Source organism: Streptosporangium sp. H13245 (assembly GCF_055690525.1).
The window spans coordinates 69,693-89,243 of the sequence record NZ_JBSZKT010000002.1 but is presented as its reverse complement, the minus strand read 5'-3'; the positions used below and the strand labels follow the sequence as shown (position 1 = coordinate 89,243).

Below are 19,551 nucleotides of genomic sequence, written 5' to 3'. Positions count from 1 at the left end.
GGGCGGGCGGTCAGGAGAGGTCGAAGGCGACGTCACCGAGGCGGACCGTCCGGACCCTGGGATCGTCGAGGATCTCGCGAAGGCCCTCGACCGTCTCACCGGCGGCCACGTAACCGTGGATCCGGCCCTCCGCGGCGGCGGCGCGCAGGTTCTTCAGGGGTACGCCGAGCCGCAGCAGGTTCTCGGCGTCGTGGTCGCGGAGCTCGCCGACCCAGCGGCGGAAGTCTCCGACCGCCTCCACCCCCTCGGCGGCGGGATCGTACTCCGTCTCCCCTCGCGGGGCCGGTGAGACGAAGTGGTGGGGCCGCCAGCCGAGAGGCACCCGGTAGGTGGAGCCGCCGCTCGCCCGGGAGAGCAGGAAGGTGTGGGCGGGGGCCGCCGGGTCGTCCCGCTCGTAGCGGTCCCGATGGAAGGTCGTGAACTCCTCGCCCGTCAGCGGGCGCTCGAACTCCACCACCGCCGTCGCGAGCAGCGACGCCGGGAGGCGCTCGAACACCTTCTCCGCCCGCTCGCGCGCCTCCTCACGGGTGCCCGTACGTTCTCCCGTCAGGCCGAGCGGCCCGCCGAGGCGAGTCTGGAACCCGTACACGCCGTCGGTGACGTGTCCCAGCAGGTTCTGGGTGATCTCGAAGGTGGTGGTGCCCGGCCTGCGGGTGGCCTCGTCCGGCGCGGGCACCGGTTCGACCGGGTCGGCGTCGACGGTGAGGGTCATCGAGGTGAGGCCGAGGTCCAGCGAGCTCATGCTGGAGGTGTAGTCGGGGTGGGCGATCAGGAAGGCGCCGCCGAGCACCCGTTCCATGCGCTGCTCCCGGTCGCCCCTCGTCTGGAACAGCGCCGTGCCCGCGTTGAGCAGCAGCGCCACGCCGACCAGGAGCGCGGCCGACCTGAGCGCGGTACGGAACAGGCCGCGCCGCACCGCGCGCCGTGTCCTGCGCGGGTCGAAGGCGGGGATCGGGGGCAGGCCGTCGTCGGTGGCGGTCATCGTCTTCGTCATCATCGGCTGTCTCCGTAGGATTCGGCGAAGGCGGCGCGAGCGCGCCACAGTGCGGTCTTGACCGAGCCGGGGGTACGGCCGGTCATCGCGGCCACCTCGGCGAGACTGAATCCGTCGATGTAGACCCAGGTGAGCACCCGCCGGTAAGGGTCGGCGAGCCGGGAGAGCACGTCGCGGACCGCGAGCCTGTCCGGCTCGGAGTCCTCGACGCCCAGCTCCTCCACCGAGGGCAGGGACAGGACGGTACGGCGCCGCCGCGCGTGGTCGACGAGCACGCTGTGGGCGACACTGAGCAGCCACCCGGCCGGTGACTCGCCCCGCCAGCCGAGCAGGGCCCTGGTCGCCTTGAGAAAGGTCTCCTGCGCGAGATCCTCGGCGAGGTGGGGATCACGGGTACGCCGGAGGAGGTATCCGCACACCAGGGACCAGTGATCACGATAAAGCTGTTCGATGCTCGCACTGATGGTCGCCTCCGAGGGGATGGTCGTTCATACCCTCAGGGACGAGGCGGGGCGGCGAAAGGTCACATCGAAATCTCCGGCGACTTCGAGCGTCCCGGACGGATCACCCCGCGGGACCCGCTCCCAGGGCGGAACCCTGAGGGGGAACGCCTCACTGCCGGGGGCTTTCGCGCAGCTCAGAGCGGTGACGCGGTGGAGGTCCCCCGGGGGCGGGCACCACCCTGCCCGGGGGTCCATCCGGGACCGCTCAGGGGCGGCCGGGGGCTGTCTCCGATACTCCGTGATCTTGATCGTCGCCATCGTTGAGGTATGGGAAGCCAGACGCTCACGCGGCACACGATGATCCTCGGCGGCTACGCGGCGATCGGCGCCGGGGCCGTCGCGATGCTCGGACTGCACGTGGTCACCGGTCTCGATCCGGTGCACACCGTGATCAGCGAGTACGCGTTCGAGGCGGACGGCTGGCTGCTGCCCCTGTCGCTCACGCTCTTCGCCGCCGCGGCGACGATCATCGGGGCCATGCTGGCCCGGGGCGGGAAGGACCGCGCGGCGGCCCTGCTGGTCGGGGTCTGGGGGCTGTGCATGCTGCTGATCGGCGCCTTCCCCACCGACGAGCCCGGCGTGCCGCTGTCGATGTCCGGTGGCATCCACAGGTACGCGGCGTTCGTGGCCTTCCTGACGATGCCGATCGCCGGGCTGCTCCTGGCCAGGCGGTACGCGACCAGCCCGTACGCCCGTTCCGTCCGGCTGCTCAGCCTGGCCGCCCTGGGGGTGCTGGTCCTGGTGGTCCTCCCGTACGTGGTGCGGGTGTTCGGGGTGGACCTGACCAACGACGACATCCCCGCCGGGGTGACCCAGCGGCTGGTGGTGGGCTTCGAGGTGGCGGTGCTGGCGATGCTGGGGCTGGTGGCCGGGGCCAGGCGGGGCGGCCGTACCCGCCACCCGCTCCCGGCGACCGCCCGCGCCTGACCCGTCCTCGCCCGACCGTCCGCGCCTGACCTGTTCCCGCTTGACCTCCCGCGTCCGACCGTCCGTGTCCGGCCCGCCCCGCGCGGCCCGGTCGTAGGACGCGTGGCGTGGCAGGTTGACGGTCCCGGTGCCCCGGCCTACCTTCGCAGGAAGCGACCGCTCGGTACGCCATCGCCGTCCGGTCGGACCATCCCCGGAGGACGCGCATGCCGGTCGTGAACACCGTCCGAGGTCCCGTCGACGTCGCCGACCTGGGCCAGACCCTCATGCACGAGCACGTCTTCGTCCTCTCCCCCGAGCACGTCGACAACTACGGCAGGGGCACGTGGTGGGACGAGGAGTACCGGGTGGCCGACGCCGTCACCAAGCTCAGGGCGGTCGCGGCCAGGGGGGTGCGGACCATCGTCGACCCGACCGTGTGGGGGCTGGGCCGCTACATCCCGCGCGTGCTGCGGGTGGCGGACCAGGTCCCGGAGCTGAACATCGTCGTCGCCTCCGGCATCTACACCTTCGACGACGTCCCGCACCAGTACGAGCATCGGGGCCCCGGCCTGATGATGGACGTGCCCGAGCCGATGGTCGAGGACTTCTCCCGCGACATCGTCGAGGGCATCGCCGACACCGGGGTCAGGGCCGCGCTCCTCAAGTGCGCGATCGAGAGCAAGGGACTCACCCCCGGCGTCGAGCGGATCTGCCGGGCGGTCGCCCAGGCCCACCTGCGGACCGGCGTGCCGATCACCGTGCACACCAACCCCTCCACCGGGAGCGGGCTGGTCGTCCTGGACCTGTTCCAGAAGGAGGGGGTCGACCCGGCCAGGGTCGTGCTCGGGCACTCGGGCGACTCCAACGACCTCGACCACCTGATGCGGCTGGCCGACACGGGGGCGACGCTCGGCATGGACCGCTTCGGGCTGGACGCCTACAACTCCACGGCGTCGCGGATCGCCACCGTCGCCGCGCTCTGCGAGCGGGGCTACGCCGACCGGATGGTGCTCAGCCACGACAGCGCGTGCTTCATGGACTACTTCGGCGAGGCGTGGGACGAGGGCATACCGCTGGCCGCGCCCAACTGGCACTTCGGCCACATCCACGACGACGTGCTCCCCGCCCTGCGTGCGGCCGGGGTGAGCGACGCGCAGGTGGACCAGATGCTGATCGACAATCCCCGCCGCTACTTTTCCTGACTTTTCATTATTTGTCGTACGGCTGCCATACGCTCCCGGAAAGTCGATCGACCGAGAAGGTGGAGCATGGCCGCGCGGAGCACTTACCTGGAACTGTCCGAGGACGGCGGAAGCTCGCACAAGTTCTACGAGGTCGTGGTCGATGGGACCGAGGTGACGATCAGGTACGGCCGCATCGGCGAGTCGGGCCAGGCCAAGGCGTCGGCGTTCGCGAGCGAGGCGAAGGCCCAGGCCGCCGCCGCGAAGAAGATCAACGAGAAGGTCCGCAAGGGGTACGCCCCGGCCGTCCAGGGGGTGCGCCAGCGCCGCGCGGTCACCCGGCGCAGCGTGGAGAGCGTCCGTTCCACCGCCACCCAGGCGCCGGTGCTCTGGCGCTTCGCCAGCGGCGCGGCGGCGTTCGGCATCTTCGTCGACTCCGAGCGCTGCTGGGTCGGCAACCAGCGCGGCGACGTCTACACCGTCACCCACGGCGGCACCGTCACCGGCCGCTTCAAGCTGCCCGACGGGGTCAAGTGCATCGTCGGCGACGACTTCTGGATCTACGCGGGCGCCGACGACGGCAAGGTCTACGACCTCGGCGGCAAAGTCCCGAGGGTCGCGTACGAGATCGCCGAGGACGTCGACATCTACTGGCTCGACATCCACGACGGCGTGCTGGGCGTCTCCGACCGCGCGGGGCGGATCACCACGATCGACCACGAGGACGAGTTCCAGTGGGCGCGCAAGGGCAGGGGCGACTCGGCCTGGATGGTCCGCTGCGACGACGAGGCCGTCTACCACGGTCACTCCACCGGGGTGGCCCGCTACGACGCCGCCGACGGCGCGCCGGTCTGGGAGACGCCCATCAACGGCGCGGTGCTGTTCGGCTGGCAGGAGGCCGACTCGGTCTACGCGGGCACCGCGCGCTCCACCGTGCACCGCCTGCGCAAGTCGGACGGCGCCTCCCAGGCGGTCTACCGCTGCGACGCCACCGTCTTCTCCTGCGCCACCGCCCCCGGCGGCCGGTACGTCTTCGCCGGGGACAACCACTCCTCGATCTACTGCTTCGACCAGAGCGGCGAGCGCCTGTGGAAGCTGGCCACCGGCTGCGGTTCCGCCTTCTCCATGCAGTATCTCGACGACCGCCTCTACATCGTGACGACCGACGGCACCCTGGCCTGCATCGACGCCACCGAGGAGGCGATCAGGGCGGCCCAGGACGGCACCCTCCCCGAGGCGGTCGACGTCAAGGCGTCCGCCGGGCTGGCGGTGGTGGAGCCCGCCGTCACGCTGGAGACCGTGGTGTTCGACACCGTCCCGGACACCGGCGACGGCGTGGTGCTGGAGTGCTTCCGCGAGGGTGACCGGCTCCGGGTGCGGGTCCTCAGCGAGGGCTACGACGTACGGCGGAACGTGCAGTTCCCCAAGGGCGTCCGCGAGGCCGGGGCCCGCTACCTCGTCGAGGGCGTCCGCTTCTCCGAGCGGGGCGGTTTCTACCGCGCGTACGGGGACATCAGGCGCCTGCTCTGACCTCCCGCCGGATGGACGCTCGTTAAACTGACGAGATTTTGTTAGATACCGCCCCTCCCCGGTCTCTTTTCCGGGTGGATGTCCTAGCGTCCGATACATGACGCACGACATCCGCGAGGAGACCGGGGCGAAGGCGGGGGAGCGCTCGGCGCGCGGCGGGGAGAGCGCGATCGCGATCGCCGTCGTCGCTGGGTTGAACGTCTTCCCGATCAAGAGCGCGGGCGGCACCTCCCTGGCCCGTGCCGAGCTGACACCGGCCGGGCTGCGGCACGACCGGGAGTTCATGCTGGTCCGGCCGGACCTGCGGCACCTGTCACAGCGGGAGGTGCCCCGGCTGGCGACGCTGCGGCCCGCGTACGACGGGGTGGAGCTCGTCGTGGGCGCGCCGGGGGCGGCGTCCCTGGCCCACAAGCCGGTGGACGGTCCCGCGCTGGACGTGACCGTGCACGGGAAGCCCTGCCAGGGCGTGGACCAGGGAGAGGAGGCCGCCGTGTGGTTCTCCGAGCTCCTCGGACCGCCCTGCCGCCTGGTCCGTTTCACCGGTACCCGGCCCACCGCGCGGGGCGGCGGCACGCTGGCGTTCGCCGACGGCCATCCGCTCTCCGTGCTGTCGCGCGAGTCCCTCGACGACCTGAACCTGCGCGTGGACCACCCGCTGCCGATGGACCGGTTCCGGCCCAACGTCGTGCTGGAGGGCCTGGGCCCCTACGGCGAGGACACGGTCTCCAGGCTGCGAATCGGCGCCGCCGAGGTCGAGCTGACCAAGCCCTGCGGGCGTTGCGTCATCATCAACGTCGACCAGGACTCCGGGCGCAAGGGCGGCGAACCCCTCCGGACCCTGGCCGGTTACCGGACCCGGGTCTTCGACGGCGACCGAGGCGTCATGTTCGGGCGGCTCGGCATCCCGCGCGCCTTCGGGACGATCGCGGTCGGCGACGTGGTCACCACGTCGTGAGGGGGGCCGCCTGAGGTTTTGGGGGAGGTTTTTCTCGCCCTGGAATGTCAGATATCGAGCACACGCCCCGAGGCGTTTCGAGTGAATCAGGGAAGCCCGTCACGACCGGGAAAGCCCGTCGCGGGCCGGAACCGAGGGGGGAGGGTTCCGGCCCGCGACGGGCCGAGACAGCCTGAGACAGCCCGGGGTGGCCCGGGGTGGCCCGCCTCGGGCCGAGACGGCCCGAGGCGGGGTGGATCAGGCCGGGGCGGTCCACTTCTGGTTGGCGGTACCGGTGCAGGTCCAGATCTGCAGGCGGGTGCCGTTGGCGCTGGACTGGCCGGTGGCGTCCAGGCACTTGTTGGCGGCCGGGTTCACGAGGTCCCGGGTCGCGGCGTTGTAGCTCCACCGCTGGGCGGCGGTGCCGTTGCAGTCGTACAGCTGGATCTTCGCTCCGTCGGCGGTGGAGGCGGCGGTGACGTCAAGGCACTTGCCGAGGGCGCGCACGGTGCCGTCGGTGCCCAGGGTCCACTGCTGGGCGCCGCTGCCGTTGCAGTCGTACAGCTGGATGGGGGTGCCGTTGGCGCTGCTGGCCGCGGCGACGTCGACGCACTTGCCGCCGATACCGGTGATCTGTCCCGTACGGCCGCCGCCGCCACCGCTGGGCGGGGCGTAGACGCGGACGTAGTCGACGGTGAGCTGCTGGGGGAAGCTGGTCGAGGCGTCGGGCGAGCCGGGCCAGTTCCCGCCGACGGCCAGGTTGAGGATCATGAAGAACGGGTGGTCGTAGACCCAGGGGTTGCCCCGCGTGTCGGCGGGGGTCTTCCTGGAGAACTGGATGCCGTCCATGTACCAGGTCACCGCGCCGGGTTCCCAGTCGACGGCGAAGGTGTGGAAGGCGTCGGCGAAGGCCTGGCCCGCGGGGAGGTTGTAGCTGCCGCTCAGCGGGCTGCCCCCCGAGTAGCCGGGGCCGTGGAGGCTGCCGAGCACCTGTCCGGGGACGGTGCCGACGTTCTCCATGATGTCGATCTCGCCGTTGGACGGCCAGGGGGCGCCCCCGGTGCCCAGCATCCAGAACGCGGGCCACATGCCCTTGCCCCGGGGGAGCTTCATCCGCGCCTCGAAGCGGCCGTAGGCACGGGTGAAGGTCGCGGCGGTGGTCAGCTTGCCCGAGGTGTACTCGCACGAGCCGTACCAGCAGCCGAGCCCCGCGGGGTTGCCCTTGCGCGCGGTGATGACCAGGTTGCCTGCGCCGTCGTGGGCGATGTTCTCGTTGCCCGCCGTGTAGTACTGCCGCTCGTTGTTCCCCCAGCCGCCGCCACCGACGTCCCGGCGCCACTTGGAGGTGTCGGGACCGGCGCCGGAGGCGGCGTTGAACTCGTCCGACCACACGAGGGGGCCGGGCGCGGGGGCCGCCAGAGCCGCCTGGGCGGTGGACTGCGCGGCGCCCGCCTGGGAGGGGACGAGCGTGGCGGAGCCGAGGGCGAGGAGCGTCGCGGCGAGGAGGCCGCCGATCCGCGCGAGCCGGGTCCGCGCGGGGCGGGGGCCGGTAAGGTGCGCCGGGCTGGTGGAGATCATCGGCTGTTCCTTTCGAGCCGGTGTCCGCTGGAAGGGGGCCACGGCCTAGAAACCGGCCGTGATGCGGGTGAACTCCCAGTTGGGCTGGGAGATGCCGCTGCACTCGGAGGACGCGTTGCCGCCGGGGCAGGGACGGTCGCGGTTGACCGCCCAGTAGGCCAGCCGGGTCAGGCCCTTGGACTTGGCCCAGTCGCGGATCTGGGTCCACGCCTGGGTGGTGGTCAGCTCGCCCTGGTCGGACAGGCCGTTCATGCCGGAGATGCCCATCCGGGCGTACGCCTGCGCGTCGGTCCAGCCGTTGGCGGCCTTGAGCGCGTTCTTCAGGCCCTCGGAGGAGCTGACGGTGGCGTTGTAGATGTTCGAGGCGCCGAAGTTGAACGGCATGATCGTGTAGTTGTCGATCGGCACGTTGAGCGCCTTGGCCTGGTTGATCAGGCGGACGCCGGTCGAGCTGGGGCCGTTGATCCCGGTGCCGAAGGTGACGGCGATCTTGACGTTCGGGTTGTTCTGCTTGACGATCTTCAGGCCGTTGAGGATGCGGTCCTGGACGGTGAAGTTCTCGAACTCGTCGTTGTTCTCGATGTCGAAGTCGACGACCGCGGGGCCGACGGCGTTGATGACCTGCTGCACCGCGCCGGCGTAGGCGGCCGGGGTGGAGCAGTTCGGGCCGAGCTTGTTGCCCGACCAGCCGCCGAAGGAGACCTGGACGCTGCCGCCCGCGGCCTTGATCTGGTTGATCGCGGCCTGGTCGGTGCCGCCGGTCAGCGGCCTGGAGCCGTCCCAGCGCGGGGTGCAGCCGCCGCCGGACAGGATGAACGCCATGGTGAAGGACTTCACGCCGGTGGTGCTCATGATCGTCGCCGGGCTCGGCGGGTTGCCCCAGCCCATGTAGAGGTACGGGGCTCCGGCCATCTTCCCGGCCGGGGGAGGCTGGGTGCCGCCGTCGCTCGGGGCGGTCCACTTCTGGTTGGCGGTGCCGGTGCAGGTCCAGATCTGCAGGCGGGTGCCGTTGGCGCTGGACTGTCCGGTGGCGTCCAGGCACTTGTTGGCGGCCGGGTTCACGAGATCCCGGGTCGTGGCGTTGTAGCTCCACTGCTGGGCGGCGGTGCCATTGCAGTCGTACAGCTGGATCTGCGCCCCGTTGGCGGTGGAGGCCGCGGTGATGTCCAGGCACTTGCCCAGGGCGCGCACGGTGCCGTCACCGTTGCGGCTCCACTGCTGCGCCGTGCTGCCGTTGCAGTCGTACAGCTGGATGGGGGTGCCGTTGGCGCTGCTGGCCGCGGCGACGTCGACGCACTTGCCGCCGATACCGGTGATCTGCCCGGTGGCGGCGGCGGCCGGCGACGCGGTCGCCACGCTGGCGAGGGCGAGGGCGACGACGGTGAACATCCCGCCGAGAGTGGTGGGGAGCGACATGCGACGGCGCCGGGGAGACGGCTGTCCGTTGTCCATGCGCGAGTTTCCTTCCGTCTTGGGGAGCTGACGTACGGGTACGCCCCGCCCCGGTGGGGACGCGGCGCGCGCGTGACGTCACGACCCGTATCAGGGGGTGACATGCGGGTGGTGCCGGACGCGGCGAGCGTGCCTTCCGCGGGCGGCCGTACGGTGGCCCTGGTGGGCCCGCCATGCGGCGGCACGCGCTGCTCGGCGCGTCCCGGGCCCTGCCGCGACGGATACGGCAGGGAGAAGGGAGCCTTCACGGGCGGGGGGCGGCCAGTGCGCCTCACACTCGTGACGGGTGTGGTCAGGGCGGTGGGGTGAGCGCGGTCGTCGCGCCCGCCGCCACGCGGCGTCGGGGCAAGCGAGTCATGGGGGGTCCCTTCACGGCAAGGTCTCGCTTGCCCGGGACCCTAAGGCAGGCTTCGTTCTCTAGTCAATACAAGCAGTAAAAAAAGCCTCACGGTTCCGGGTTCCCGTTTGTGCGAAACGCTGTGAACTGGAGGCATGTGTCGGCGAGGGAAGCCTGGAGGGAACGTTCCAACGGGCGGCAATGTCAGGATTTACTGTCAGAAGTCGCGGAACGGGCGGCCGGGGCCGCGGTGTCCGGCTGTGGCATCGTACGGTCCGGTGTCGCATGCGTGGTTTGGTGCCCTGTGGTGGAAGTCGTGTAGATCGTCTGCGGCGTGGCGTTATTCGGTGTCCTTTCCGGCTTTTCGTATGGTGTGATGTCGGAAAGGTGGCGAGCCCTTTTGCGCGTCGTCCGGCGATCGACAGTGAGGGTTCCGTTCATGCTTCGCGGAGACAGGGTCCTGCTCAGGGCCATCACCAAGGAGGACGTGGGCCTGCTCCACCGGCTGAACGACGAGGTGGAGACGACGGCCGGGGCCACCACGGAGCCCTGGATGCCCCAGACGGCCGACCAGGCGATCGCCCGCTACGAGCAGCGCAAGCCCGACCCCGCCAACGTCGGCTTCGCCATCCAGTCCCTCTCGGGGGACCTGCTCGGGTCCGGCATCGTCTGGGGGATCGACGCCCTCAACCGCAACGGGCACCTGGGCATCTCGCTGCTCCCCGAGGCGCGCGGCCACGGGTACGCCCCCGACGCGCTGAGAGTGCTGTGCGACTACGCCTTCCGCATCCGCGGCCTGTACCGGCTGGGCCTGGAGACGCTCGCCACCAACAGCGCGATGATCGCCGCCGCCGAGAAGACCGGCTTCCGGCGTGAGGGCGTGCTCCGCGAGCACGCCTGGGTGGCCGGGGCCTTCGTCGACGAGGTGCTGTTCGGCCTCCTCGCCTCCGAGTTCCACGACCCGCGCACCACGACGAAGGATCTGTGAGCGATGAAGACCTGGCTGCCGGTCGGCCTCGGTGTCCTGCTCGTCCTGGCGGGCGGCCTCTGGGCGCTCCAGGGTCTCGGCTACGTGGGCGGCAGCTCCATGAGCGGTGCGCGGGAGTGGTTCTGGATCGGCCTGGCCACCCTCGCCGTCGGCCTCGTCCTCGCCGTCTCCGCCCTCCGCCGGGGCCGCCGCCCCCGCTGAGCGGAGGTCGGCGAACGCCGCCGGAGCCGGGACGCCGGTGGCGCGGCTCCACGACCGGCATCCGCCGCCGGAGCTTGGTGAACCGCTTCGTACGAGGCTCCGGTGTTCGCCGCCGGAGCCTCGTACGGGCTTTTAGTGCTCGTCGCCGGAGCCCGGTGAACCGCTCCGTACGGACCTCTAGCGTTTGCCGCCGGAGTCGGGGCCGGAGCCGTCGAGTCCCGCGCGGCGCAGGGCGTCGGCCATCGCGCCGCTCGGCGCGTTGCGCTGCCGTCCCCCGCCCTCCTGGCGCTGCCGGTCGCCGCGTCCCTGCCCGCCTTGTCCGCCCTGGCCGCCCTGCCCGCCGCGTCCCTGCGCGCCGCCCTGCCCGCCACCGCGCCTGCCGCCGCCGTCGCCCTGCCCGCCGTCGCCCTGCCTGCCGCCCTGCTGGTCGCGCGGTCCTCGCGGGCCCGAGGGCTTGACGTCGTCGTCCAGCCGGAGGGTGAGCGAGATGCGCTTGCGCGGGATGTCGACGTCGAGCACCTTCACCCGGACGATGTCGCCGGGCTTGACCACCTCGCGCGGGTCCTTGACGAAGGTGTGCGACAGCGCCGACACGTGGACCAGGCCGTCCTGGTGCACGCCGACGTCGACGAACGCGCCGAACGCGGCGACGTTGGTGACCACGCCCTCCAGCAGCATGCCGGGCGTGAGGTCGGAGAGCTTCTCCACGCCCTCCTTGAAGGTCGCGGTCTTGAAGGCGGGACGCGGGTCGCGACCCGGCTTCTCCAGCTCGGTGAGGATGTCGGTGACGGTCGGCAGGCCGAAGGTGTCGTCCACGAACTCCTGCGGGCGCAGGGCCCGCAGCGCCGTACCGTTGCCGATCAGGGACGCGAGGTCGCCGCCGGTGCTCTTCAGGATGCGCCGCACCACCGGGTACGACTCCGGGTGCACGCTGGAGGTGTCGAGCGGGTCGTCGCCGTCGCGGATGCGCAGGAAGCCCGCGCACTGCTCGAAGGCCTTCGGGCCGAGCCTGGGCACCTCCTTCAGCGCCTTGCGGGAACGGAACGGGCCGTTGGCGTCGCGGTGCTGGACGATGTTGTCCGCGAGCCCGGAGCCGATGCCGGAGACCCGGGTGAGCAGCGGCGCGGAAGCGGTGTTGACGTCGACGCCGACCGCGTTCACGCAGTCCTCCACCACGGCGTCGAGCGAGCGGGAGAGCTTGGTCTCGGCGAGGTCGTGCTGGTACTGGCCGACGCCGATCGACTTGGGATCGATCTTGACCAGTTCGGCCAGCGGGTCCTGGAGCCGCCTGGCGATCGACACGGCGCCGCGCAGCGACACGTCCATGCCGGGCAGCTCCTGGGAGGCGAACGCGGAGGCGGAGTAGACCGAGGCCCCGGCCTCCGACACCACGATCTTGGTCAGGCCGGGGACGAGCTTCACCAGCTCGCCCGCGAGCTTGTCGGTCTCGCGCGAGGCAGTGCCGTTGCCGATCGAGACGAGCTCGACGTCGTGCTTCTTGGCCAGCGCGGCCAGGGTCGCCAGGGACTGGTCCCACTGGCGGCGCGGCTCGTGGGGGTAGATCGTGTCGGTGGCCAGCACCTTGCCGGTCGCGTCGACCACCGCGACCTTCACGCCGGTGCGCAGCCCGGGGTCCAGCCCCATGGTCGCGCGGCTCCCGGCGGGCGCGGCGAGCAGCAGGTCGCGCAGGTTCGCGGCGAACACGCGCACCGCCTCCTCCTCGGCGGCCTGCCACATGCGCATCCGCAGGTCGATGCCGAGGTGGACGAGGACGCGGGTGCGCCAGGCCCAGCGGACCGTGTCGGCCAGCCACGCGTCGGCGGGCCGCCCCTGGTCGGAGATGCCGAAGCGGTGCGCGATGCGGCCCTCGTAGGTGCCGGTGGGCTCCTGCTCCGGCTCCAAGGTGAGGGTGAGGACCTCCTCCTTCTCCCCGCGGAACATCGCCAGGATCCGGTGCGAGGGCAGCTTGGTGAACGGCTCGGCGAAGTCGAAGTAGTCGGAGAACTTGGCGCCCTCCGCCTCCCTGCCCTCGCGGACCGCCGCGACCAGGCGGCCCTTCGTCCACATCCGCTCGCGCAGCTCGCCGACCAGGTCGGCGTCCTCGCCGAACCGCTCGACCAGGATCGCGCGGGCACCCTCCAGCGCGGCGGCCGCGTCGGCCACCCCCTCGCCGACGAACGCCTCCGCCGCGGCCCGCGGATCGACCGACGGGTCGGCCAGCAGGCCGTCGGCGAGCGGTTCGAGCCCCGCCTCCCTGGCGATCTGCGCCTTGGTCCGCCGCTTGGGCTTGTACGGAAGGTAGATGTCCTCCAGCCGGGCCTTGGAGTCGGCCGCCAGGATCCGCGCCCGCAGGTCGTCGTCGAGCTTGCCCTGGCCCTGGATCGACTCCAGGATCGCGGTGCGTCGCTCCTCCAGCTCCCGCAGGTAACGCAGCCGCTCCTCCAGCGTGCGCAACTGCGTGTCGTCGAGCATCTCGGTGGCTTCCTTGCGGTAGCGGGCGATGAACGGCACGGTGGCCCCGCCGTCGAGCAGGTCCACCGCCGCACTCACCTGTCGCTCACGCACACCCAGCTCTTCGGCGATCCGCTGATGAATAGACGTGGTCACGATCTCTCTTCCTCTGTGATGGCAGTCCCAAGCTACCGCCTCACCCCCCTGGCGGACCGGGGAGCCGGAGGGACGAATCACATGAGAGCAGGAAAAGAAGCCCGTGGCCGTATCGGGAGCGGAAGAGTCAGGGCAGCACCTCGAAGGTGGGGGTCAGCCGGGTCCACTCGACGGTGGCCCCGGCCGCGTTGCCGCCGGGGGTGCCGGTCACCCAGTGCGTGAGCTGGGGGCTCTCCCTGCTGTCCTGGATCACCCAGGTCGCCCCGGTGTCGGTGCCGTCCCTGAACAGGCGGGCCGTCCCGGCGCTGTCCACCCGTACCCTCCAGGTCGCCGCCCGGCCGGCGGTGTCCAGCGAGTAGACCTTCTCCCAGACGGCGGATCCCTTGCGCATCGTCCAGACCCCGCTCCGCTGCACGGTCAGCATGAGCCGCCTGGCGCCGTTGGCCACCTTCGCGCCGAGGCAGACACCGTTGCCGGTACGCGGGTCGAGCGCGCTGTCGTCGTCCACCCCGCCGCGGAACTCCAGGGTGAAGTCGCATCCCTTGGAAGCGTCGAGCGCGAAGGACGCCCGGCACGCCGCCGTGCCGGTGCTTCTGAGCCGGAGCCCGCCACCGGCGGCCCGCGCGCCGCCGCCCAGCGTCCAGCCCCTCGCGTTCGCGCCCGCGGTCCAGTCGCCCGAGGCGAGGGGCGCGTCGGAGGCGGGACGGGAGATGTCGAGCCTGGCGACCTTGATGTTGGTCTGGTTGTGCTCCCAGGCGACGAAGAACCGGCCGGGCTCGTACTCGTCGGCGCTGGGATAGACGTCCCACCCCCGGGCCGCGCCCTTCGTCAGCCGGGGACCGTCGGCGAAGAGCCGCGCCGGTTCCCAGGGCTCGCCCGGCCGCCTGACCTTGTAGTAGAGCACCTCGCGGTACTGGTCGGGCTTGCTCGCGGAGGAGCCGGTGAACGGCCCGGCCAGCGTGTTGAAGATGGCCAGGTGGCGTCCCGCGGAGTCTCGGGTGAAGAACGTCTTGACGTAGTAGTTGGGCAGGTCCGGGTCCAGCCTGAGCGGCGACCACGTCAGCCCGCCGTCGGTGCTGGTCGCCGTGGCGCTGTGGGCCGCGCCCGAGCGGTAGCGGGCGTCGCGCGCCGCCGCCGAGGTGCCGCTCCGCAGGTCCAGGGCGCGGGTCACCATCACGAGCGTCCCCGGCTCGTTCTGGGAGAGCGCGATCTGCGGCTCCTCGATCGCGACCCCCGGCGGGTTCTCCGCGATCCCGCCCGAGGTCCAGGTCCTCAGGTCGGCCGAGCGCAGCACGCCCGCCTTGTTCGTACCGCCGGAGTGCCGCCAGTACGGCACCAGCCACACGCCGCCGAGCCGCAGCGGCTTGCCCGCGACGACCACGCCCCTGCCGTTGTCCGGCACGTCGACGGTGACGGGGAAGGCGGTCCACGTACGGCCGCCGTCGGTGCTCCTCCTGACGACCAGTGAGGTGGGGAAGCCGTCGACGTCGCCCTCGCGGTCGCGGTCGCGCTCGACGGAGATCAGGCCGAGCAGCGCGTACAGCGTGCCCGCGTCGTTGAGGAAGATCACGTAGTGGTAGCGGGTCGTGGCGGTGGCGGCGGCCAGCGTTCCCGTCGTCCAGGTCAGGCCGCCGTCCTCCGAGCGGGCGTACAGGATGGATCCCTGATCGGTCGGCGTCGGGTCCCGCGCGTCCCTGACACCGGCCCGCCAGGCGACCACCAGCCGCCGGTGGTCCAGGGCGACGATGTCGGGAACCCTGTTGCCCTCGTGGGCGAGCTCTCCGTCGGGACTCCTGTCGACCTTGCCGTACACGATGACTGGACGGCTGACATCTGATCCGACGATCTCGGTTTCCGGCCAGGGCATGGATCACAGCGAACAGGGGGCGGATGGACGGGAGGTTACCGGGAGGTGACGCCCACACGGCCGTCGTCCCGCGCTCACACTCACGGCAGGTGCGGTACGGCGGCGGGGTGACACGGGATCTGTGCCGCTTCGGGGGTGAATGTCCGGGCGGGAATACCGGGCAAATGAAAACCGTTATCGTCGGCATCGTGCAATCCACCACCCCGAGAGGAGCCGACCGTGGCCAGGAACGAGGTGCGCCCAGTGATCAGGCTGAGGTCCACGGCGGGCACCGGTTTCACCTACGTGACCCGCAAGAACCGGCGTAACGACCCCGACCGGCTCACCCTCGTCAAGTACGACCCGATCGTCCGCCAGCACGTCCCGTTCCGAGAGGACAGATAGTTATGAAGAAGGACATCCACCCCGACTACCACCCGGTCGTCTTCCGCGACCCGAGCGCCGGTTTCGCCTTCCTGACCCGTTCGACCGTCACCAGCCGCAAGACCGTCGAGTGGGAGGACGGCAACGTCTACCCGCTGGTCGACGTCGACGTCTCCTCGGCGAGCCACCCCTTCTACACCGGGCGCAGCCGGGTCGTCGACACGGCGGGGCGCGTCGAGCGCTTCAAGCAGCGCTACGGGAAGAGCTGACGCCGGACCGATCCCGGCCCCTGCCGGGTCACGCGGCGGTGGGAGTGCCGCGTACGGTCCGGGCCGGTGGGGGCCGGGTACGGTCGCCGGTCCCGTCAGCCGCAGGTGATCTCGGTGAAGTCCGGGGGAGCGGTGGCGGCCCCCACGAAACCGATGTCGGAGACGGTCGCCCCCGGCGGCAGCGACGGCTTCTCGGGGGGAGCGTGGAGCATCGCGACGGGACCGCTCTGCATGTGGGTGCCGTTCCACGACTGGGTGAAGGTCGCCTCGCGCGGCTGCATCCACTGGATGTACCAGTCGCGCATCGGCCGGTCGGTGGTGTTGCTGATCGTCGCGGCGCCCCGGTAGCCACCGGGCCATGACTCCACCAGGGTGACCGTCGCCCGGCACCTCGCGGAGGCCGCTGTCGTGGCCGTTGCCGGGGTGTTCCGGCGGGCGTTTCCGGGGGCAGACGGGGACGCGGAGGTGTTTCCGGGGGCGGTTGGGGGCGCGGGGGTGTTTCCGGGGGCAGCGGGAGTGTTCTCGGGAGCGGGCGGGGGCATCGGGGTGGCGTGCTGGGAGGGCGGGTGCGCCACGGCGTGCCCTTTTTCCGGCGTCTGGGCGGCGCAGGCCGACGAGACCAGGGCCACCGCCGCTCCGAGAGAGACGAGGCCCAGCAGTGGCGCGATCTTCGTGGTGGGCGGCACAGGACTCCTTCCGCCCTTTCACGAGGGCGCGGCGGCCGTGGGGAGGCGGTGATCCGGCGCGGATCCGGCGGCCCGGCGGTCTACCGGTTCGCTGGTCTGTCGGTGCGGTGGTGCGGTGGAAGGGGGCGGGCGCGGGTCGGTCCCCGCCGGGGTGGTGCCCGGCGGGGACCGTGTCCCGCTAGGGGCTGGAGCAGGTGACGGAGGGGGTGCCGCTGGTGCCCGTGCCGGTGAATCCGAAGGTGGTCGAGCTACCGCCCGCCAACGTCCGGTTCCAGTCGACGTTCTTGGCCGTGACGGTGGACCCGGACGTGGTGTGTGTGGCGTTCCACAGGCTGTTCACGGTGCTACCGCTGCCGAGTGTCCACCTCGCCGTCCAGCCGTTGAGGGCGGCCGAGCCCGGGTTGCTCACGGTCACCTCGGCCTGGAAGCCGCCCGACCAGGAGCTGACGGTCCGGTAGGAGGCGGTGCACGCTCCGCCGGGCCCGGGGGTCGGCGTCACGGTCGGCGTCGGCGTCGGGGTGGGGGTCGGGTTCGGGGTGGGCGTGGTGCCCGGCCGTCCGACGCCGGTCACCTGGCCGTTGCCGCCGTCGAAGACGACGTCGGAGCAGTTGTAGAACGTCTCGTTACTGTCGGAGCGCTTCCACACCGAGTAGATGATGTGGCGGCCCGACTTGCCCGAAGGGAGCGTGGCGTTCCAGTAGTAGTGGGCGTCGTTGGTGCCCGGGGAGCCGACGCTCTGCGGGTGGTCGGCCGTGTGGAAGGGGTTGGTCTCCAGGTCATCCCAGGTCAGCGCCCGGTTGGGGTTCCAGCCGTCCTTGGTGATGTAGAGGTAGAACCAGCCGGGGTGGGCGGCCCACTTGTTGTACTTGAACTGGATGGACGCGCCCGAGGTCAGATGCGTCACCGGCCAGTCGGCGCTCGGGAGGTCGAACCCGCTGTAGCCGGGGTTGCCGCCGCTGCACACCTGGCCGTCGGGGATGAACCCGCGCGTTCGCCCGGCCCCGTCGGACCGCAGCAGGCTGAACCAGTTGTACAGCGAGTTGGCCCCGCTCTGGGCCACCGCCGCCGAGCACGCCGGGTTGATGGGCACGATGTTCCCCTGCGGGGAGAGACCGTCCTGCCAGCAGAAGAAGGTCCGGCTGCCGGGCGTCATCATGGCGCCGTGCGCCGAGGCCGACTGGGGAATGAGGACGACGGCGAGCAGCGCGGTCATGAACGTGACCACACCGGCGACAGCCATACTTCGCCATTTACTCACAGAATTACCCTCCCTTTCGAGGGGTGACGAGTCACTGATCAATGGCGGTGAGGCGCTCACGCGAGACGGACTCTAGGTCGCCGGTCCCGGGGTGTAAACGGAGCGCCTTTCCCGCGACGCGGTGACGGCTCGTCGTACCAGCTCAGGGAGGGTATGGGGCGGTTCCGGGAGATGAAAGGTTCACAGCCGGAGCGTGGCGCGGTGAGCTTTCGCGCGGGACTCCGCGGCATGGCAGAACGCTGATCGGAAAACCGGGGAAACGAAGAAAGGGAAAGCGGGAAAACGGAAAACCGGCCGAGAGGGGCTTCGGCCGGTCTTCGGCGCGAGGGCGGGGCGTCGGTGGGGCTACCGGGTTCTTCCCGCCGCGACTTTCTCCAGCGCGGGTCCCGAGAGGCGGTACCTGTCCCACTCGTCGAGCGGTTCCGCGCCGATCGCCCGGTAGAAGTCGATGGCCGGGGTGTTCCAGTCGAGCACCGACCACTCGAAGCGCCCGTAGCCGCGCTCCACGCAGATGCCCGCCAGTTCGGCGAGCAGCTTTTTGCCGTACCCGCCGCCCCGGTGGTCAGGATGGACGAAGAGGTCTTCGAGGTAGATCCCGTGGGTGCCGAGCCAGGTCGAGTAGGAGACGAACCAGATCGCGAATCCCGCGATTCTCTCCCCGTCGACGGCGATGTGGCAGAACACGCTGGGGGAGGGGCCGAAGAGCGCCTCGTGGAGCATGCCGGGGGTGTTCTCGACCTCGTCCAGCGCTTTCTCGTACTCCGCGAGTCCGCGGATCATGTCGATGATCGCCGGGACGTCGTCCGGCGTTGCGGGGCGAATCATGCCCGAAGTCTAGGTGTGGGCCGTGGCCGGTCCAGGCCGTTAAACCGGATTTTTGGTGATAAAACGTGTTATGTGGGGTCGTGTGGCTGCACAGGGGACTTCTCCCGTAAGTTGGCTGCTGATCGAAGTGCGGGTCGTTGAGAGAGGCGGGTCACCATGTCGACAGAGCCCAACGGGGAGCGGCTGGCGGAGCTCAGGCAGGCGTTCGCGGCCATCGACACCGATGGCGACGGATTCATCACGGAGCGGGAGTTCGGCGAGCACTTTCCCGCCATGCCCGCCGAGGCCATCGGGTCGCTGAACCAGAACGGCGACTCCGACGGCGACGGCAGGTTCTCGTTCGAGGAGTTCGTCCGCCTGGTCTCCCGCGACTGATCCGTCTCCCGCTCCCGGAAGCGACCGGCCTTGTCCGTTCCCGGACAGGCGGCCCTTCCGGGAGTTCGGGGGAGTCCCGGTTCGGCCCGCTTGACGCCGTCACGGGGTGGACGCGGCCCGGCGGCCGGAATCGGCGGGGATCAGCGCGGGACGGGGATGTGCCCGTCGGAGACCGCGCGCTGTGACTCCTCGATGGTGGAGTCGATGGGGAACGCCTCTCGCAGCCTGGTCAGGTCGAGCAGGCGGCCGAGGAACCCGTGTACGCCGACGAGGCGCAGCCAGCCCTTCTGCTCGTAGGCGCGCCGCAGGCTCGTCAGCAGCACCCAGATGCCCGTGGAATCGCAGAACCCCAGCCCCGTCGTGTCGACGACCAGACAGATGTGACCACGCCTCATGAACTCCGCGAGTCTTTCCTCAAGCAGAGGTGCCGAGGACTTGTCCAGATCGCCGACCAGGGTCACCACGGAGAAGTACGGGTGCGCGTCCACGGTTACGGAAAGTCGAGTCATATTGCCCCGCTGTCTACGGCAGTTGGAGACAGCGCCCTGTCGGGAGCCGTACGAAGGACGGGTGCCATTGGCTCCACCGTACGCCCGTCGCTCATGACAGTTCAACAAGTGATTGCGAACCGTCGGCGGTCAGGAAGCCCGGTGGCCGGACGTCACGGCCCGTTCCGGCCCTCGCTCCCGGACCT

Annotated in this window: 19 protein-coding genes; 9 read left to right on the top strand and 10 right to left on the bottom strand. The window is 70.9% G+C overall.

Annotated elements, in window-relative coordinates; genetic code table 11:
• Positions 1–10: 10 nt before the first annotated feature.
• Together ACW9TB_RS04435 and ACW9TB_RS04430 are read right to left on the bottom strand one after the other, a co-directional pair.
• Entirely contained in the window at positions 11–997 is a 987-nt protein-coding gene (locus tag ACW9TB_RS04435; RefSeq protein WP_472746620.1) for a hypothetical protein, read from the bottom strand.
• Positions 994–1,446, bottom strand: coding sequence for an RNA polymerase sigma factor (locus tag ACW9TB_RS04430; protein ID WP_472747105.1), 453 nt, complete (start codon positions 1,444–1,446; stop codon positions 994–996). Before ACW9TB_RS04430 ends, ACW9TB_RS04435 begins: the two co-directional genes overlap by 4 nt.
• A gap of 318 nt (positions 1,447–1,764) precedes the next feature.
• Between ACW9TB_RS04430 and ACW9TB_RS04425 the strand changes: the two genes are divergently transcribed.
• The 4 genes from ACW9TB_RS04425 (at position 1,765) to ACW9TB_RS04410 (ending at position 6,072) form a co-directional block, all read left to right on the top strand.
• Complete coding sequence (locus tag ACW9TB_RS04425; RefSeq protein WP_472746619.1) at positions 1,765–2,424, top strand: DUF998 domain-containing protein; 660 nt, start codon at positions 1,765–1,767, stop codon at positions 2,422–2,424.
• Between the two features lie 206 nt (positions 2,425–2,630).
• Positions 2,631–3,608 carry a phosphotriesterase family protein gene (locus tag ACW9TB_RS04420; RefSeq protein WP_472746618.1) on the top strand — a complete coding sequence of 326 codons (978 nt, stop codon included), beginning with the start codon at positions 2,631–2,633 and terminating at the stop codon, positions 3,606–3,608.
• Positions 3,609–3,674: 66 nt separating this feature from the next.
• Positions 3,675–5,117 (top strand): WGR domain-containing protein, encoded by a 1,443-nt coding sequence (locus ACW9TB_RS04415; RefSeq protein WP_472746617.1) that lies wholly within the window; start codon positions 3,675–3,677, stop codon positions 5,115–5,117.
• A gap of 97 nt (positions 5,118–5,214) precedes the next feature.
• Positions 5,215–6,072, top strand: a complete 858-nt coding sequence (locus tag ACW9TB_RS04410; protein ID WP_472746616.1) for an MOSC domain-containing protein — start codon at positions 5,215–5,217, stop codon at positions 6,070–6,072.
• 237 nt (positions 6,073–6,309) lie between these two features.
• Here ACW9TB_RS04410 and ACW9TB_RS04405 read toward each other — a convergent pair whose 3' ends face one another.
• Both ACW9TB_RS04405 and ACW9TB_RS04400 read right to left on the bottom strand, forming a co-directional pair.
• On the bottom strand, positions 6,310–7,629 hold the full coding sequence (locus ACW9TB_RS04405) for a ricin-type beta-trefoil lectin domain protein (protein ID WP_472746615.1): 1,320 nt from the start codon (positions 7,627–7,629) through the stop codon (positions 6,310–6,312).
• A 45-nt stretch (positions 7,630–7,674) separates the two neighbouring features.
• On the bottom strand, positions 7,675–9,081 hold the full coding sequence (locus ACW9TB_RS04400; protein WP_472746614.1) for a ricin-type beta-trefoil lectin domain protein: 1,407 nt from the start codon (positions 9,079–9,081) through the stop codon (positions 7,675–7,677).
• Between the two features lie 776 nt (positions 9,082–9,857).
• Here ACW9TB_RS04400 and ACW9TB_RS04395 point away from each other — a divergent pair.
• Both ACW9TB_RS04395 and ACW9TB_RS04390 read left to right on the top strand, forming a co-directional pair.
• Positions 9,858–10,406 carry a GNAT family N-acetyltransferase gene (locus tag ACW9TB_RS04395; RefSeq protein WP_472746613.1) on the top strand — a complete coding sequence of 183 codons (549 nt, stop codon included), beginning with the start codon at positions 9,858–9,860 and terminating at the stop codon, positions 10,404–10,406.
• Positions 10,407–10,409: 3 nt separating this feature from the next.
• Positions 10,410–10,607 carry a hypothetical protein gene (locus ACW9TB_RS04390; protein WP_472746612.1) on the top strand — a complete coding sequence of 66 codons (198 nt, stop codon included), beginning with the start codon at positions 10,410–10,412 and terminating at the stop codon, positions 10,605–10,607.
• Between the two features lie 177 nt (positions 10,608–10,784).
• Here ACW9TB_RS04390 and ACW9TB_RS04385 read toward each other — a convergent pair whose 3' ends face one another.
• Together ACW9TB_RS04385 and ACW9TB_RS04380 are read right to left on the bottom strand one after the other, a co-directional pair.
• Positions 10,785–13,214 carry a Tex family protein gene (locus tag ACW9TB_RS04385; RefSeq protein ID WP_472746611.1) on the bottom strand — a complete coding sequence of 810 codons (2,430 nt, stop codon included), beginning with the start codon at positions 13,212–13,214 and terminating at the stop codon, positions 10,785–10,787.
• A gap of 127 nt (positions 13,215–13,341) precedes the next feature.
• Entirely contained in the window at positions 13,342–15,081 is a 1,740-nt protein-coding gene (locus tag ACW9TB_RS04380) for a sialidase family protein (protein ID WP_472746610.1), read from the bottom strand.
• 219 nt (positions 15,082–15,300) lie between these two features.
• Here ACW9TB_RS04380 and rpmG point away from each other — a divergent pair, with 219 nt between their 5' ends.
• Positions 15,301–15,465, top strand: a complete 165-nt coding sequence (gene rpmG / locus ACW9TB_RS04375) for a 50S ribosomal protein L33 (protein WP_472746609.1) — start codon at positions 15,301–15,303, stop codon at positions 15,463–15,465.
• Positions 15,466–15,467: 2 nt separating this feature from the next.
• On the top strand, positions 15,468–15,713 hold the full coding sequence (locus ACW9TB_RS04370) for a type B 50S ribosomal protein L31 (protein WP_472746608.1): 246 nt from the start codon (positions 15,468–15,470) through the stop codon (positions 15,711–15,713).
• A gap of 95 nt (positions 15,714–15,808) precedes the next feature.
• Here the strand turns inward: ACW9TB_RS04370 and ACW9TB_RS04365 are convergent, their stop codons facing one another.
• The 3 genes from ACW9TB_RS04365 to ACW9TB_RS04355 all read right to left on the bottom strand — a co-directional run bounded on the left by ACW9TB_RS04365 (position 15,809) and on the right by ACW9TB_RS04355 (position 18,482).
• Entirely contained in the window at positions 15,809–16,399 is a 591-nt protein-coding gene (locus ACW9TB_RS04365; RefSeq protein ID WP_472746607.1) for a cellulose binding domain-containing protein, read from the bottom strand.
• A gap of 178 nt (positions 16,400–16,577) precedes the next feature.
• The gene (locus ACW9TB_RS04360; protein WP_472746606.1) at positions 16,578–17,639 is read right to left on the bottom strand and encodes a lytic polysaccharide monooxygenase; all 1,062 of its coding nucleotides are present in this window, start codon (positions 17,637–17,639) and stop codon (positions 16,578–16,580) included.
• 363 nt (positions 17,640–18,002) lie between these two features.
• Positions 18,003–18,482 (bottom strand): GNAT family N-acetyltransferase, encoded by a 480-nt coding sequence (locus ACW9TB_RS04355; protein WP_472746605.1) that lies wholly within the window; start codon positions 18,480–18,482, stop codon positions 18,003–18,005.
• Positions 18,483–18,638: 156 nt separating this feature from the next.
• Here ACW9TB_RS04355 and ACW9TB_RS04350 point away from each other — a divergent pair, with 156 nt between their 5' ends.
• Positions 18,639–18,857 carry an EF-hand domain-containing protein gene (locus tag ACW9TB_RS04350; RefSeq protein WP_472746604.1) on the top strand — a complete coding sequence of 73 codons (219 nt, stop codon included), beginning with the start codon at positions 18,639–18,641 and terminating at the stop codon, positions 18,855–18,857.
• A gap of 140 nt (positions 18,858–18,997) precedes the next feature.
• On the opposite strand, the gene ACW9TB_RS04345 is transcribed toward ACW9TB_RS04350, so the two are convergent.
• Positions 18,998–19,366 carry an STAS domain-containing protein gene (locus ACW9TB_RS04345; protein ID WP_472746603.1) on the bottom strand — a complete coding sequence of 123 codons (369 nt, stop codon included), beginning with the start codon at positions 19,364–19,366 and terminating at the stop codon, positions 18,998–19,000.
• Positions 19,367–19,551 lie beyond the last annotated feature (185 nt).